Here is a 13,259-nt window from a genome sequence, read left to right as displayed (position 1 = left end):
CCACCTGGTCGTGACCGCAACGGGAGCTGAGATCAAGCCCGCTTGCCCCCTCGGATTAGACCTTGATCGGGCCATGACCCCGGCCTCGGTCCGCGCGCGGTGTTAGGCGGTTTTCGGCGCTCGGCGTCGACAGGCGGCGACCGGCCTAGATCAGGCCCGCAGTGTAACCGGCGTAGCCGAGATAGCCGACAGCCAGAAGAAGGCCTTCTCCCCGGCTCAGGCGTCGGCCTGTTAGGGCGAGGAGCATCACCGCCACGGACACAACGATCAGGACCCAGAGATCGAACGCCATCATGGTGGCCGGTATAGTTGTCGGAGCGATGACGCCGGTCAGTCCGCCTATGAACAGAATGTTGTAGATGTTGGAGCCCAGAACATTGCCCAGGGCGATATCACCTTGCTTGCGCCAGGCCGCCACGGCGGAGGTGACCAGCTCCGGCATGGAGGTGCCGACCGCGACGATCGTAAGCCCGATGACCGCATCATTGACGCCAAGCTGTTGTGCGATCCCGATGGCTCCATCGACGAGCAGGCTACCCCCGCCGACGATCAGGGCGAGCCCCAGCACGAAGAGCACGAGAGCGACCCCGAGACGTCCCGAAGGTCGATCGTGCGGAACAAAGTCGGGATCGACCTCTTCCATCGCCACGGCCCGATCGTAGGCTGCGGTGTGAGGCGCCCCGCGGCGTTCCTGCCGGTAGGCATGGTACACATAGCCGACCATCAGGAACAGGAAGACAAGACCCGCCTCTCGGGACAGACCGACTGTCGCGCCCGCGGCCAGCAGCAATAGCGCTGCCAAGAACCCTACGCCACCGTCGCGCCACAGCGTTCGAGCGTTGACAGCTATCGGCGAGATGACCGCCGCGGTCCCCAGGATCAGCAAGGCATTGGCGATGTTCGATCCGACGATGTTGCCAATCGCGATGCCTGGAGATCCGGCGAAGCTGGCCTGCAGGCTTGCGGCCAACTCCGGCATCGAGGTCCCCATGCCGACGACGGTCAGACCGATCAGCATGGGCGACAGACGCAGTCGCTCGGCGATCCGAACCGCCCCCCGGACAAGAAGATCACCGCCGGCAATCAGCAGGACGAGACCAATGAGCAGCAACAGGGTATCGTTAAACACGGGCGCGAGGCTTTCGGCTAAAGAGAGGGCGGCCCTTTCCGGGACCGCGGCGCATCAAGTCAAGTGACGGGCTTCCGTGACCGTCGAGACATCGACACTTAGTCTGACGGCGTATCCCATTAAACCGGCGGTCGCTGTGACCGCGGTTTGATGAGGCCCAAGTCCGGGTCGATGGTGGCCGGTGCAAGCATACAGGTTCATGGCGGACCGTTTGCTCGCAGCGGGGGCAAGCCATCAGCGTCCTCTTTCGGTTCCGCGCCTCTGGTGCATGCCGCACAATCGTGCGGCCGACGCCGGACACGCTGACCCTGGCCATTCACAGGGTCTGCAGCTCGCCGGTGGCGATGCTGAACCGCCAGATCTGAAGTGTCAGATGTCCTGATTTTTCGCCATCGCGAATCCAGGGGAAGGACCTCAGATTGGTGAGTGACAGGCGCAGCACCGCGTCCTCGATCGTCGCTTCGAAAGCCTGACCGGCACCCTGTTCGGGCATCGGCCACATCACCGGCTCGGCGATATCCATCCAGGGGCCCAGGAAGTCCTGGGCATGGCGCAGGGGCCCGTGGATCATGGCGTGGACCCCGTCGCAGTTGGTGTGGCCCAGGACCACGATCCGCCGGACTTTGAGGATCTTGACGGCATACTCCAGAGCCGCACTCGTGCCGTGGCACCCGCCGTCCGGGGCATAGGGCGGGACCAGGCCGGCCACGTTGCGGATCACGAACAGCTCGCCGGGCGCTGCATCAAAAATGGTCTGCGGATCGATGCGGGCATCGGAGCAGGCGATGACGGCGGTCGTCGGTGCCTGGCGCCGCTTGGCCAGTCCGGCGTATCGCCGCGCCTGTGCCGGCCAATGGCCAGCGCGGAAACGGCGATAGCCCACGACCAGCGGATCGTCCGGTGGCAGTGTCATGGCGCCACCTGGTCCGGCGATGTCGCGCGCGTCCGCCACAGAGACCAGACAATGCCGGCGGTCAGGATGATGAAGGTGATGCCCAGGGAGATGGCGGGCGGGAACTTCTCCCAGCCCGCCAGATCGGCAACGAAGATCTTGGAGCCGATGAAGATCAGCAGGATCGCCAAGGCCTGTTTGAGATAGGCGAAGCGGTGGATGATCGCGGCCAGGGCGAAATACAGCGCCCTGAGGCCCAGGATGGCGAAGATGTTGGAGGTGTAGATGATGTAGGGATCGGTGGTGATGGCGAAGATGGCCGGGACGGAATCGACGGCGAAGATCACATCGGCGATCTCGATCATGACCAGGGCCAGGAACACCGGGGTGACATAGGTCGCCAGCCGACCGGTCTTGGGGTCCGGCAGTTTGGCGAAGAACCGCTCGCCATGCAGCTGATCAGTCACGCGCAGGCGCCGTTTGAGCAGCCGCAGCAGCGGATTGTCCCCGATGTCGTGGCTCTTGTCGGCCATGGCGATCATCTTGATACCGGTCAGGATCAGGAAGGCGGCGAAAATGTACAGGACCCAGCCGAACTCGGAGACCAGGGCCGCGCCGCCCGCGATCATGATAGCGCGCAGGACGATGACGCCCAGGATGCCCCAGAACAGCACCCGGTGCTGATATTTCTGGGGGATGGCGAAATAGCTGAAGATCATCGCGATGACGAAGACATTGTCCATCGCCAGCGACTTCTCGACCACGAAGCCGGTCAGATACTCGATGCCGGACTGCTGGCCCAGACTGAACCAGACCCAGCCGCCGAAGGCGACGCCCAGGGTCAGATAGCCGAGCGACATCAGCAGGCTCTCGCGCACACCGATCTCGCGGTGTTTGCGATGCAGGACGCCCAGGTCCAGCACGAGAAGGACTACGACGAGGGTGAGGAAGGCCGCCCACATCCAGACCGGTTTGGTCAGGAAGTCCTGGGTCAGAAATTCCATAGAGATCAATCCGTTGTCAGTGCGTCGCTCAGACGCGAATGTCGAAGGTGTGGCGGCTCGGCGGCCGCGTCACGGTGTCGGCCGATACCGCGTCCGGTGCCGTGACCGGCTTGTCGGTGGGGCTGCTGCGGTGGGCCGCCACGCGGCAGGTGGTCTGAGCGAGGAGGGTCGCCCAAGCCTGGCCGGCACCCTGGCTGGGGGGCACTCTCATCGGGGGGGCCGGGCCGGCTCGGGCACCAGGTCGAATTCTGCGGCGTTCAGGCCGAGCCAGCGGCACAGATCGAGGATAACCGCGCGTTCCTCCGAATCGAAGCCGCCGTCGGCCGCAGCGACCGAACAGGCGGTCTCGACGAGGAGACGCGAGGGTCCCGCGTGCCCGCGCAACCGGCTGACCGCCGTTCGGGCGGTGGCTTCGCCATCGTCCAGATCGCGCTCGAACCTCAAGTTCAGGGTCTCGAAGGCATCGATGACCTCGTGCGCTCCGAAGAAGCTGACGGCGGAGGCCTGCCGCATGCGCTCGACCATGCGGTTGCGCTCTCTCGGTGTGACCCAGCCGTCCGCCTGGGCGACCAGGGCACAGGCGGCCACCACGGCGTCCATCTGAACCATGTCGCCGGGCGTCCAGACATCGTCGGGATGGATGGTACGGCGGCGGTGGTGTTTGAGAGATCTGGGCATGTCTGTCCTGTCCGCCATCGGTTCGCGATGGACGTGGGATGCAAGAGGGAGGAGGGCACGTTGACCGCGGTGAGGCAGCGCCCGGGCTCTACCGGGACGCGGCCGAGGCCAGCGATCGCTCGAAGATCGCCAGCCGGTCCTTAATTGCCAGCTTCTTCTTGCGGATCTGTGCCAGGGTGAGGTCGTCCGGGCGAGGACGCGCCCGCTCGTCCTTCAGGGCCATCTCGAGCAGGGCGTGAACGCCCCGCAGACGGTTCGCAAGTACAATAGACATTGAGCCTCTCCATCTCTGAAGGGGCGCGCCTTATGACAAGGCATCCGGTTCGATCTGGTCTGAAACGCGGACCCCGTTATCGAGCGCACCCGATGCGGTCCGACATCACGATCGCCATCGATCGTCAGAGGGGCCCGGGCCGCTCCAAGACACTGATCCCGCCAGCCCCATCCCGCCAATCAGAAGCGTTCATGCGGGCCATAAGGTTCGCTTATGGGTGTGCCGGCCCGCGCTCCAGGCTTCGCAGCACCTCCTGGGCCAGAAGGCCCGTCGGCCCGCTCGCACCCCGCGCGGACACCAGGGCGATCTCGCTCTCGCTCAACGGCGGCAGGGGTTCCCCCAGGACGGTGAGATCGCGCGGGGCCATGGCCGAGGGCAGGACGCCCACCCCCAGCCCCGCGCGCAGGGCCGCCATTTGGCCGGCCAGGCTCGGCGAGGTGAAGGAGGCGCGAAACGCGATCTGCGCGTCCTGGAGCGCGCCGAGCGCGCGCTTGCGATAGATATCAGGAGCCGGTGCGACGATCAGCGGGAGCGGCTCCAGCTCGACGATCGAGGCATCCAGGGCGACCCAGACGAGAGGCTCGCGCCAGACCCGGACGCCCAGATCCGGCCCGACCGGCTCTCGCTTGATTAGGGCCAGGTCGAGCATGCCGCGCGACATCTGGTCGAGCAGATTGGCGGTGTAGTCGCATATCACCGACAGCCGGATCCGCGGGTGACTGCGCGCGAAGGCCCCGAGTATGCCGGGCAGATGCATGGTGGCGATATCCTCCGGTGCGCCGAACCGGACCTCGCCCTCCAGGTCGCCCTCGCCGAGCGCCGCGACGATCTCGTCATTGACCCGCAGGAGTTTGCGCGCCTGCGGCAGAAGGGCGGCGCCTTCCGTGGTCAGCCCCATGCCCTTGGCGCCGCGATCGATCAGAGGCGCCTGCAGCTGGCTTTCCAGGCGCCGGATCTGCAGGCTCACGGCTGGCTGCGTCCGCCCCAGCTCCGCCGAGGCTCGTGTGAAACTGCCGCTCTCGACCACGGCCACGAAGGTCCGCAGCAGGTCGATGTCCAGATTGGTCAGGCGTCCGCTCACGGTCATCAGCATCCGTTATGGGTTGCATAACGCCATTAAACTGGATTGCTATGACGGTCGAGACGAAAGGTCCGCGCCCCGAAGGACCCCCTCATGCCTGATTTCTCGGCCAGTCTGGCCCTACTGACCTCGCCCGCCATCCTGTTCTTTTTCATCGGGGCCGCCGCCGCCTTCGCGCGATCGGACCTGACGATCCCGGAGCCCGTGGCCAAGGCGCTGTCGCTCTATTTGATGCTCTGCATCGGCTTCAAGGGCGGGGTCGAGGCCCGGGCCGCAGGGCTGAACAGTGACTTTCTGTCGGCTGCGGTTCTGGGGATCGCGCTCAGCGCCCTGATGCCGCTTCTGGCGGTGTGGCTCCTGCGGCGGATCCCGCGCATCGACCGGAGCACGGTCTGCGCTCTGGCGGCCACCTACGGGTCGGTCTCGGTCGTCACCTTCGCGGCCGGCCAGCAGCATCTGGCGAGCTTAGGGCTGGCATCAGGAGGCTATATGGCCGCCGTGCTGGCGCTGATGGAAACGCCGGCCATCCTGACCGCCCTGATCCTGCTGAACGGCGCGGCGCGCGGCGAGCCGGGGCGGCGGCGCACCATCCTGCGCGAAGTTTTCGTCGGGGCTGCGACTGTGATGCTGCTGGGCAGTTTCCTGGTTGGGGTCATCTCAGGTCAGGCCGGCATGGCCAAGCTCGATGTCTTCGTCGGTCCGCTCTTCCAGGGAGCTTTGTGCGTCTTCCTGCTCGACACAGGTCTGATCGCAGCCCGTAGGCTGATGGAAGGCGGGCGCAAACTCGGTGTCGGCATCGTCGCTTTCGCGATCGGGTTTCCCCTGCTGTCGGCCGCACTGGCTCTGGGCCTGTCGCGCGTCATAGGGCTGGAAGTCGGAGATGCCGCCCTCATGACCATCCTGGCAGGCTCCGCCTCCTATATCGCCGTGCCCGCCGCCATGCGGCTGGCCGCGCCCCAGGCGGATACGGGGGTGTTCGTCACGGCCTCCCTGGCCATCACCTTCCCCTTCAATCTGACCATCGGCATCGCCCTCTATACGACAGCGGCCATGTGGATTTGGCGGTGACGGCCGAAAGAGGGGCGGTCGGTGGGCAGCCGGGACAGTGCCCCGGCCCTCGCCGAGATGCCCGGTCCAACGGATGAGCTCCCGGGCTTCATCCTGATCGCGTCAATCCGACTGTGGATCAGACACCTTGTCCACGCCGCTTCGTTGATAGTCCACGCCGCTTTGTTGATAACATTGTTCCGTGATGTGCTAAACCAAAGCACGGTCAGCATCAGGAACTGCTCGCTGTTGTGACAAACCTCCGGCCGCGCCCAGGGGACTAAATAATGCGCTCCTGCCGCATCCGATTGCCGCGTCGCTGACTAGAGGTTCATGGGACCGGAACACCGGTCCTTAGCAATGGAGACAAACCATGTTCCTGCTCAGCTTCCTCGCCGCCCTGTTCAGCTTCCCCTCACTGGGCGAGCCGACCCCCGCCGAAGTCCAGAATGAGATCGACTACCAGGCCTGCTTCAGCACCGATGACCCGCAGACCTGCATCGACAACCTCGAGCCCAACTGACCTACGGTTCGCACCCGGCCGAAGCTCCCCGCGGGGGGCGGCCGGGCAGCGACCTTAATTGACACAGGCACGTGTTGTCCGTGTGCCAAGCAAAAGTATCAGGCCAGCGGCAGGAGTTGGTCGAGCATGATGGGAGGGGTTCCATTTGCCCTATGAAGAGCTGGCCGGGTGCGACTACGTGGGCGCATTGTCCGCGTGCCGCGATGGAGGCGTGACAGGGTATTCGTCATGTGTGAAGGCACGCCAATCCCGCCGACCTTCCTCAAAGTCTGCCCGAGTGTGACCGGTCATAGCGAGAAAGCGATCGTTGATCGCGAGAGTCTGTTCCGAGCGCACGTCGAATATCGTGAAACCCATCAGGTCCGAGGCAAAGACGCCCTAGAAGGGGTGGTCGGACTTCATCCGATCCATTTCGCGCTCGTTCGGGATGCGCTGGAGCAACCGAAAAGACGACTGTCTGCGCATGGCGGCGTCTTGCAGCTCCACGGTTGCAGCAAGCTCCAAACGCTTAAGCTTGTAGGTGGTTGCTAGACACTAGCGTCTGTTTCAAAAGCGACGCCGCTAAGGTCCGATATGTGTCGGACGACGACTTTTGCATTGGGCTTGGAATCGGGCCTTTGAAGCCCATCTGAATGTCGTGTTTCCGGCGTGTCGCCAATGTCTGAATCTGGCGCATAGGCGACTTTGATCATGGTTCGAGCCCATGTCCGCAAACCACCCGTAGACGACAGAAGGGAGGTCTCCTTCCAGCGGCGTCTAACTAAGTCATGATCCTTCAAGTCCACGTTTTAGGCGCACTCCCGGCCCCGACTCGCTTGTCCCTTCCAGGAAGGTGACCCCAGCGGTTTCAAGAGCCAGCTGAACAGCTTCGACATTAGCGGCAGAGCTACGCCCCGGACCGAGCTGGCTCTCCATACGCACGATGGTGGGCAGCGAGAGGCCCGACGCCTTCGCCAACGAAGGCTGGCTCCAACTAAGGAGGGCGCGCGCGGCCTTGATTTGTGGGGATGTCAGCACAGCGATGATGATTTTATTATCATGAAAGACTATTTTCTATTGACGCGATACTTGCCTTCGGCGATCATGAAATAATCATAGGTGATTAGAAGGCTTTAGTCATGGGCTCGCGTCGAAAGACGGGCATCGAGGACGCGCGCCTGCCTGCACTTTCCAGGCGCGCGCTCATCGCCGGCACATCGGCCGTTGCGTTTGGGGCCGCCAATCCGGCTGCCGCTTCCGCTGCCCTGATTCCCGCCGCCGATGCCGCTTCGGACGTAGCGACGCGGCGGTGCAGAAACTGGCTGGCCGTCGATGACCAGATAGAGCGTCTCCAGACCCGTTGGGCGAAGCTGGAAGGCTGGCTGATCCGGGAGCATTCGTGGTGCAACCTCACGCCGACTGAACAGCAGGCTTTGCCATGGTCCAAAGAGCTTCGCGACATAGACGGCATCTTGGCCACGCTATTCGACAAGCGTGAGCGTCTTCTAGAGGCGATCCCTGATTCCAGCGCGGCGACCTTGGAGGCGATCGTTGCGCGGCTGGCAGTCGTTGAGCGTCTGGTCTGGCCCGAGGACCATCCGGAGGCCCACGCAATGATCACGAGATCGCGGATGGACCTCATCGCGATTTCCCAAGGAACTTGTTGAACGCCTAGCCGGAAGGCGATCGACTACGTGCTGCTAATGATGGAGCCATCATAGGAATCGACTGGAGGACGAGCGGGATGACAACGCCGAAGTCCCGGCCAAAACGCCGACGTGCAAGAAGCTCTGCGGATGTCCTTAAGGCGGCGATCCTGCGACTGCCTACCAACCTTCGCGACGTGTTCGTTCTCCATCGTTTCGGGGGGCTCACCTACGGCGAGATCGGATCGCATCTTGGGATAGCCCCGGAGGCTGCGGAGGCGGCATTTGCTGCCGCACTTGCTCGCCTCGCGCGGGCGGTCAGGATTTCCGAGGAGTGATGCTCCGCCATTTTCTGGAGTTGAAGCCCACTCGGCTGATAACCAGCGGCCAGATACGCGGCGGCCATTGAGCCGTAGCGACGGTAGATCGTGTAGGTGCTGGGCGTACCGTAAGCGTCCAGTATCTCACGCGACAGGCTGCCATGCTCGGCAAAGGCCCGTTTCAGGTGCTGGTGCAAATCCTCCATCGAATATCTCGGCTTGCCTCGACCGTGGCGGTTCATGTCGCCCTTAAAAAGGTGATGGTTCGCGAACTTGGACGGCATAGGCAGGTTCAGTAGATCGCGAATGACCGGCATAGGGCCGACTTGCCGGTAGTAAACGCCGGGGCTCCATCGGCCGAAGCGTCGAATGAGGCCCTGACTGATGTAGCCATGGTCGGCGCCAACGCGCCGCAGATCTGCGAGCGCGGCTTTACAAGCAACAGGAGTTCGGTTGCGCTGCCGCTTTCGTTGTGCGGCCTCGAAGACATCCTTTGTCACGATCGGGGGGACGCCGTCATCTACGACGATCCAGTCGGCGCGAGGCAGGGCGCCCCCAGACTTGACGCCGACTGGTCTGGAGTAACGCCCGCCGATGAGTTTGCCGATATAGGCCTGGTTATCGAGGATGTACCGCACTCGTCTGGCTGACCAATCACCCCACTCAGCATTCGCGCCCGGATCTGCCGTCAGTTTTCGCGCGACGCTCACAGTGGTCGCCTTCGGACGAAGATAGAGCGCGAATATTCGACGCACGAACTCCACCTCGGCGCCCGGGCCCAGGATGAGCTTGGTTCGCACACCTTGCTGTTTACGGACGAACGAACCCGATGGTGCGGCGAGCATCGTGCCATCACTGCGCGTGAATATCCGCCGCAAGCCGAGCGGAGCCCGCCCTCCGGTCCAGAATCCTTGGGCCAATAGTCCACGCTGAGCGCGTGTCACCTTCTCGGAAAGGTCATGGCTGTACTGGCCCGCCATGGTCCGTTTGATATGCTTCATCAGTTGCGACATCGGACTGCCGTCGTTTTTAAAGCCGTCAGCGCAATAGAGGACAGGTACGCCCGCCTGAACGCACATGAACTCGTAGTAGGCGGCCTGGTCGGAATTTTGGAACCGGCCCCATCGGCTGACGTCGTAAACAAGGACGCAGGTGAAACCGCTGTCTCCTGAAAGCACGTCGGCCAAAAGGGCTTTTAGACCGTCTCGCTTCCGGAGAGAGACCCCGCTAACGGCGGCGTCTTCGTAAGTCCGAACGATCTGCATCCCATGCTCGACCGCAAAGGCTTCATTGGTCGCCTTCTGGAATGTCGGCGAGTATTCCTGTCGCTCTGTCGACATACGCACGTACTGCGCCGCTCTAATTGGCGAAACCTGCATTTTCATCTCCCGCGTCATCTATGACTTGGGACATCAGCACTCGCCCGACCTTTGCTTGTCAAAGCACGCAACGCGGGCGGCCGAGCTTCCGGCCTCGCTGGCGATCATATTCCATTCGGGTGCTAGCCCTATCCCTATCCCTAGCGGCCTACGGAACGAAGGTCGTGAAACCGACCAGGCGCCGTAATGGGGTGGTTATCTCAACGGGCGATCCGCGCCGTGCGCGGCGGGCTTTAGGCTGTGCCCCGAGCTTCCGGCTGCGCCGGCGATCTCGTCCCATTCGGGTGACAATCCCTATCGCAAGAAGCTTGAGGCGTTGCCCCCTGCGCACTCCGAAGAGGCATCCGCCCAGCTTCTCTCACAGAGTTCGTTGCAGCCGGGTCCCCGCGAAGCCTCCCGCTCCGTTTGCTCCCCCAGTCTCGCCGACGGGCAAGGGTTCAGTACGAACCCAAACCCCAGAGGCGGATATGAAGAACGACTACTCAATAACTCGGACACGCTGGAACGGCATCGAGATCGAAATCCGATGGAACGCCGACTATCTGATCTATGACGACCGAACCCATATGGCCCATCTGGAAGTCGTGAGCGTGTCACCCGAGCGAGCGCCATTACCGATCACCGAGACGGGATACAGGTCACACTTCACTCCCAGGGCAGCGATGGACGGTTACGACAGCGCGGAAGCCTTCGTAGAGGCGTGGCTTGACCAAGCGTCGCGTTCGCAGGAATGGAAGGCTTTCGATCAGGCGAGCAGGCAGTTGTCGCTGTTCTAGGCGGGCGGACGTTCAAGCGGTTGCGCGAACGTCCGCCATTGCCATCAGGTCTTTGGCTGGCGGGGTTTGCGGGTCTTGGGCGCAGGAGCAGCGGCGGCTTTCGCCTGACGCCCTTTTGAACCCAAACCGATGGCGCGAGCCAGTTCCGACCTCTGGGCGCTATAGGCCGGATGGACCATCGGATAGTCCGACGGCAAACCCCATTTGGCGCGATAGTCCTCAGGGGTAAGACCGCGCGTCCCAAGGTGGCGCTTTAGGCTCTTGTACGGCTTGCCGTCTTCGAAGCTGATCAGGGCGGCGTCGCCAATCGACTTCTTGATCTCGGCTTTGGACTTACGATCCGGCGCCGTCGCTTCCAGCTCGACCCCAGTCGGCGAAACATCGAGGCTCGAAAGCGTGGCGAAGGTATCGCGGATCAGGGTCTGAAACTCTTCAGCCGTGAGGCGCGTGTTGGTATTCGAGACATAGGCGCTGACCAGTTCGATTGTGCCGTCCCGCGCGTCGGATGCGGGGGTGTATGTGTCATCAGCCATGGGTAGACCTTCATATTCAAAACAGATCCTGCTTAGGACAATGCCTGTCGCCTTGCCAAGCTGGTCACGCCCCACCGTCAATATGGATGAAGTGGCTCCACCCTATTGGACGCGGCCGTCAATTCACGCCATCTTTCGTGGCTAAAGCGCCGAATAATCTACACGATTTCTGCACGGCATTTACGCGTGCAGAAATCGTGTTATTTTACAATGGACTATACGGACGAAAGATGTCTTGCGTTCGTCGCGGGCCTGCAGTCGACCGGAGGGGCGGCCATGATCCCCGAACCCATCGACGCGGCAGGCCTGGACGATGGCGCGAACGACCTGCTGACCCGCAAGGAGGCGTCCGCCTTCCTCGCGGCGTTCGGCATCCGGCTCAAGCCCGCCAGTCTGGCGCGGCTCTGGTCGGTCGGCGCGGGCGGTCCCCCATGCCGGCATGTGCGCGCGAAACCCTATTATCCACGCGGGCTTCTGCGGGCTTGGGCGCTGTCTCAGGTGTCCGAGCTCAGAACCGGCGCCCCGGCCGCTGCGAGAGGGCGCCGTCATGGATGACGCAAAGGACGTGGACATCGGCGGCCCGGGCGACCGGATGCTGAACTGGCGCGAGGTCCAGGCCATTACCGGTATCAGTCGCACCACAGTCTGGCGGCTTCAACAGATCGACGCCTTCCCCAAGCCCGTCTCCCTGTCACCGGGCCGAGTCTGCTGGTGGGAAACGGAGGTGATGGCCTGGAGGCGGTCGCGCCCGACAGCGGCCTTCCGACCGCCGGAACGCCCGCGTCTGCCCGGCATGCCGAGGCGGCCGAAGTCCGGCCCGGTGGCGCAGGCGGCGGATCGGAACTCCGAGCCCGCGCCGCCAGAGCCTGAGGCGAGGGCGCGATCCAGAGGGCGCGGCCGTTCAGTCGCGCCCAATCAGATCGACTTCGGCTTCTGAACCGAAGTCAGTCTCGCTGATCATCGACTGCCGTCAGGTCAGGTGGGCTTTTCCAGCGCAGCGCTGGCTGTCAGCCCTTCGCCGGCCCAAGAGGGCTTGGAAACCGGACGGCCGGCGGTAGAGGCGCCGCTGAAGCGACGTAGGGACGAAGAGGTCGGATGGCGAAGTCATCCCGGACGCGGCCCTAGGGCCTATTTCATCCCCTTCGAAGGGTCGTCACCCGGTGTATTGGGATCGATCTCTTTGTCTCGCTTTGCGCCGCGTAGGTAGCCGTAAACGATGACGCAAAGCAGGATCGCGGGTCCGCCGATGACGACGAACCCCCAGGGGAAGGTTTCCATCAGGCGGTCCTCCGCTGTGCGGTTGTCGAGATGACAGATGCGGCAGCGCCGCCGTCTCCATGCGGACGCGTCGGACTGGCCGTACCGGGAGAACCGGAGATGGGTCCCTCGTGGCCTGGCGTTTCGTCAGTCGCGTAAGTCCGGCCTTCCTGAAGTCGGCGGGTGGTTGGATCCGGACCGACCTGACCGCCGGGGCCAATGCCGCCGGCTTGAAGCTGTTGCTCTTCCGGGGTCGTATCCAGACGACGGCCCTTCGCGACACCTGGCGGCAGGGCGGCTTCGGCTTGCTGATCGGTTTTCATCGGCTCCGCAGCTCCTGTTCGACAGCATCGGCCTGATCGCCGACCTTGTCGACGGCTTGGCGTAGGCGTTCCTCGCTCACGTTGAACTTGGCCGCCCAATCTCGAACTTCGTAATCTTCGGTCAAACTGATGCGCCGGCGATCCGCGCCGCCGCTTTTGGATTTGTCGTCCGTCACGATTTTCTCCTTTTTTGACCGAGGAAAAACTCAGCAATCCACCACCTGTTCCTGTGTCGGGTGTCGGTCAATCGATAAGCCCGCGCTGCAGACCGTCGAGGATGATGGGATCCGTCGGGGAGGCGACGGTCTTCAAGGCGAAGGCGTCTTCGATGCACTCCAGCTCCACGCCCGCGCGCGAGTTGAAGAGGGTCGTCCGTCTTCCCAGGGTCAGGTCAGTCCTCTGCACAGAAACCCCGCAC

Annotated in this window: 19 protein-coding genes; 7 read left to right on the top strand and 12 right to left on the bottom strand. The window is 63.3% G+C overall.

Features of this window, described 5'->3' with window-relative positions:
• Window positions 1-145: 145 nt before the first annotated feature.
• The 7 genes from ACP7BH_RS12430 to ACP7BH_RS12400 form a co-directional block, all read right to left on the bottom strand.
• Window positions 146-1,129 carry a calcium/sodium antiporter gene (locus tag ACP7BH_RS12430; protein ID WP_425985631.1) on the bottom strand — a complete coding sequence of 328 codons (984 nt, stop codon included), beginning with the start codon at window positions 1,127-1,129 and terminating at the stop codon, window positions 146-148.
• Window positions 1,130-1,445: 316 nt separating this feature from the next.
• Window positions 1,446-2,042, bottom strand: a complete 597-nt coding sequence (locus tag ACP7BH_RS12425; protein ID WP_425985629.1) for a carbonic anhydrase — start codon at window positions 2,040-2,042, stop codon at window positions 1,446-1,448.
• Window positions 2,039-3,025, bottom strand: coding sequence for a TerC family protein (locus ACP7BH_RS12420; protein ID WP_425985627.1), 987 nt, complete (start codon window positions 3,023-3,025; stop codon window positions 2,039-2,041). The genes ACP7BH_RS12425 and ACP7BH_RS12420 overlap by 4 nt, the downstream gene beginning before the upstream one ends.
• A gap of 28 nt (window positions 3,026-3,053) precedes the next feature.
• Complete coding sequence (locus tag ACP7BH_RS12415) at window positions 3,054-3,236, bottom strand: hypothetical protein (RefSeq protein WP_425985626.1); 183 nt, start codon at window positions 3,234-3,236, stop codon at window positions 3,054-3,056.
• Complete coding sequence (locus ACP7BH_RS12410; protein WP_425985624.1) at window positions 3,233-3,703, bottom strand: tellurite resistance TerB family protein; 471 nt, start codon at window positions 3,701-3,703, stop codon at window positions 3,233-3,235. The genes ACP7BH_RS12415 and ACP7BH_RS12410 overlap by 4 nt, the downstream gene beginning before the upstream one ends.
• Window positions 3,704-3,791: 88 nt before the next feature.
• A complete protein-coding gene (locus ACP7BH_RS12405) occupies window positions 3,792-3,977 on the bottom strand; it encodes a DUF465 domain-containing protein (RefSeq protein ID WP_425985621.1) in 186 nt (61 codons plus the stop codon).
• A 211-nt stretch (window positions 3,978-4,188) separates the two neighbouring features.
• Complete coding sequence (locus ACP7BH_RS12400; protein ID WP_425985619.1) at window positions 4,189-5,070, bottom strand: LysR substrate-binding domain-containing protein; 882 nt, start codon at window positions 5,068-5,070, stop codon at window positions 4,189-4,191.
• An 81-nt stretch (window positions 5,071-5,151) separates the two neighbouring features.
• Between ACP7BH_RS12400 and ACP7BH_RS12395 the strand changes: the two genes are divergently transcribed.
• The 4 genes from ACP7BH_RS12395 to ACP7BH_RS12380 all read left to right on the top strand — a co-directional run bounded on the left by ACP7BH_RS12395 (window position 5,152) and on the right by ACP7BH_RS12380 (window position 8,591).
• Window positions 5,152-6,126: a sodium-dependent bicarbonate transport family permease gene (locus tag ACP7BH_RS12395; RefSeq protein ID WP_425985617.1), complete on the top strand. Its 975-nt coding sequence runs from the start codon at window positions 5,152-5,154 to the stop codon at window positions 6,124-6,126.
• Between the two features lie 352 nt (window positions 6,127-6,478).
• Window positions 6,479-6,628: a hypothetical protein gene (locus ACP7BH_RS12390; protein WP_425985615.1), complete on the top strand. Its 150-nt coding sequence runs from the start codon at window positions 6,479-6,481 to the stop codon at window positions 6,626-6,628.
• 1,118 nt (window positions 6,629-7,746) lie between these two features.
• A complete protein-coding gene (locus ACP7BH_RS12385; RefSeq protein ID WP_425985614.1) occupies window positions 7,747-8,274 on the top strand; it encodes a helicase in 528 nt (175 codons plus the stop codon).
• A gap of 77 nt (window positions 8,275-8,351) precedes the next feature.
• Entirely contained in the window at window positions 8,352-8,591 is a 240-nt protein-coding gene (locus tag ACP7BH_RS12380) for an RNA polymerase sigma factor (protein WP_370650367.1), read from the top strand.
• Here the strand turns inward: ACP7BH_RS12380 and ACP7BH_RS12375 are convergent.
• Entirely contained in the window at window positions 8,483-9,952 is a 1,470-nt protein-coding gene (locus ACP7BH_RS12375; protein ID WP_425985612.1) for a recombinase family protein, read from the bottom strand. The two genes, ACP7BH_RS12380 and ACP7BH_RS12375, sit on opposite strands and share 109 nt — an antisense overlap.
• Window positions 9,953-10,419: 467 nt before the next feature.
• On the opposite strand from ACP7BH_RS12375, the gene ACP7BH_RS12370 reads away from it, so the two are divergent.
• Window positions 10,420-10,728 carry a hypothetical protein gene (locus ACP7BH_RS12370; protein ID WP_425985610.1) on the top strand — a complete coding sequence of 103 codons (309 nt, stop codon included), beginning with the start codon at window positions 10,420-10,422 and terminating at the stop codon, window positions 10,726-10,728.
• A gap of 44 nt (window positions 10,729-10,772) precedes the next feature.
• On the opposite strand, the gene ACP7BH_RS12365 is transcribed toward ACP7BH_RS12370, so the two are convergent.
• Window positions 10,773-11,261 (bottom strand): MucR family transcriptional regulator, encoded by a 489-nt coding sequence (locus ACP7BH_RS12365; RefSeq protein ID WP_425985608.1) that lies wholly within the window; start codon window positions 11,259-11,261, stop codon window positions 10,773-10,775.
• A 276-nt stretch (window positions 11,262-11,537) separates the two neighbouring features.
• Here ACP7BH_RS12365 and ACP7BH_RS12360 point away from each other — a divergent pair, with 276 nt between their 5' ends.
• Window positions 11,538-11,816 (top strand): hypothetical protein, encoded by a 279-nt coding sequence (locus ACP7BH_RS12360; RefSeq protein WP_372691190.1) that lies wholly within the window; start codon window positions 11,538-11,540, stop codon window positions 11,814-11,816.
• Window positions 11,809-12,198: an AlpA family phage regulatory protein gene (locus ACP7BH_RS12355; protein ID WP_425985606.1), complete on the top strand. Its 390-nt coding sequence runs from the start codon at window positions 11,809-11,811 to the stop codon at window positions 12,196-12,198. Before ACP7BH_RS12360 ends, ACP7BH_RS12355 begins: the two co-directional genes overlap by 8 nt.
• Window positions 12,199-12,389: 191 nt before the next feature.
• Here ACP7BH_RS12355 and ACP7BH_RS12350 read toward each other — a convergent pair whose 3' ends face one another.
• The 3 genes from ACP7BH_RS12350 to ACP7BH_RS12340 all read right to left on the bottom strand — a co-directional run bounded on the left by ACP7BH_RS12350 (window position 12,390) and on the right by ACP7BH_RS12340 (window position 13,246).
• On the bottom strand, window positions 12,390-12,539 hold the full coding sequence (locus ACP7BH_RS12350) for a hypothetical protein (RefSeq protein ID WP_372691188.1): 150 nt from the start codon (window positions 12,537-12,539) through the stop codon (window positions 12,390-12,392).
• Between the two features lie 298 nt (window positions 12,540-12,837).
• Complete coding sequence (locus ACP7BH_RS12345; protein ID WP_425985604.1) at window positions 12,838-13,017, bottom strand: DUF3606 domain-containing protein; 180 nt, start codon at window positions 13,015-13,017, stop codon at window positions 12,838-12,840.
• 67 nt (window positions 13,018-13,084) lie between these two features.
• Window positions 13,085-13,246, bottom strand: a complete 162-nt coding sequence (locus tag ACP7BH_RS12340; RefSeq protein WP_425985602.1) for a hypothetical protein — start codon at window positions 13,244-13,246, stop codon at window positions 13,085-13,087.
• Window positions 13,247-13,259 lie beyond the last annotated feature (13 nt).

The organism is Brevundimonas sp. TWP2-1, assembly GCF_049897645.1.
Classification (GTDB): Bacteria; Pseudomonadota; Alphaproteobacteria; order Caulobacterales; family Caulobacteraceae; genus Brevundimonas.
Note: the sequence above shows the minus strand (reverse complement) of the source record. Positions and strands in the feature narration are given on the sequence as shown.

Bases quoted from the DNA above. Each gene is read 5' to 3' on its own strand.
- ACP7BH_RS12425 (WP_425985629.1), bottom strand. From the start codon at position 2,042: ATGACACTGCCACCGGACGATCCGCTGGTCGTGGGCTATCGCCGTTTC.
- ACP7BH_RS12420 (WP_425985627.1), bottom strand. From the start codon at position 3,025: ATGGAATTTCTGACCCAGGACTTCCTGACCAAACCGGTCTGGATGTGG.
- ACP7BH_RS12415 (WP_425985626.1), bottom strand. From the start codon at position 3,236: ATGAGAGTGCCCCCCAGCCAGGGTGCCGGCCAGGCTTGGGCGACCCTC.
- ACP7BH_RS12410 (WP_425985624.1), bottom strand. From the start codon at position 3,703: ATGCCCAGATCTCTCAAACACCACCGCCGCCGTACCATCCATCCCGAC.
- ACP7BH_RS12405 (WP_425985621.1), bottom strand. From the start codon at position 3,977: ATGTCTATTGTACTTGCGAACCGTCTGCGGGGCGTTCACGCCCTGCTC.
- ACP7BH_RS12400 (WP_425985619.1), bottom strand. From the start codon at position 5,070: ATGCTGATGACCGTGAGCGGACGCCTGACCAATCTGGACATCGACCTG.
- ACP7BH_RS12395 (WP_425985617.1), top strand. From the start codon at position 5,152: ATGCCTGATTTCTCGGCCAGTCTGGCCCTACTGACCTCGCCCGCCATC.
- ACP7BH_RS12390 (WP_425985615.1), top strand. From the start codon at position 6,479: ATGTTCCTGCTCAGCTTCCTCGCCGCCCTGTTCAGCTTCCCCTCACTG.
- ACP7BH_RS12385 (WP_425985614.1), top strand. From the start codon at position 7,747: ATGGGCTCGCGTCGAAAGACGGGCATCGAGGACGCGCGCCTGCCTGCA.
- ACP7BH_RS12380 (WP_370650367.1), top strand. From the start codon at position 8,352: ATGACAACGCCGAAGTCCCGGCCAAAACGCCGACGTGCAAGAAGCTCT.
- ACP7BH_RS12375 (WP_425985612.1), bottom strand. From the start codon at position 9,952: ATGCAGGTTTCGCCAATTAGAGCGGCGCAGTACGTGCGTATGTCGACA.
- ACP7BH_RS12370 (WP_425985610.1), top strand. From the start codon at position 10,420: ATGAAGAACGACTACTCAATAACTCGGACACGCTGGAACGGCATCGAG.
- ACP7BH_RS12365 (WP_425985608.1), bottom strand. From the start codon at position 11,261: ATGGCTGATGACACATACACCCCCGCATCCGACGCGCGGGACGGCACA.
- ACP7BH_RS12360 (WP_372691190.1), top strand. From the start codon at position 11,538: ATGATCCCCGAACCCATCGACGCGGCAGGCCTGGACGATGGCGCGAAC.
- ACP7BH_RS12355 (WP_425985606.1), top strand. From the start codon at position 11,809: ATGGATGACGCAAAGGACGTGGACATCGGCGGCCCGGGCGACCGGATG.
- ACP7BH_RS12350 (WP_372691188.1), bottom strand. From the start codon at position 12,539: ATGGAAACCTTCCCCTGGGGGTTCGTCGTCATCGGCGGACCCGCGATC.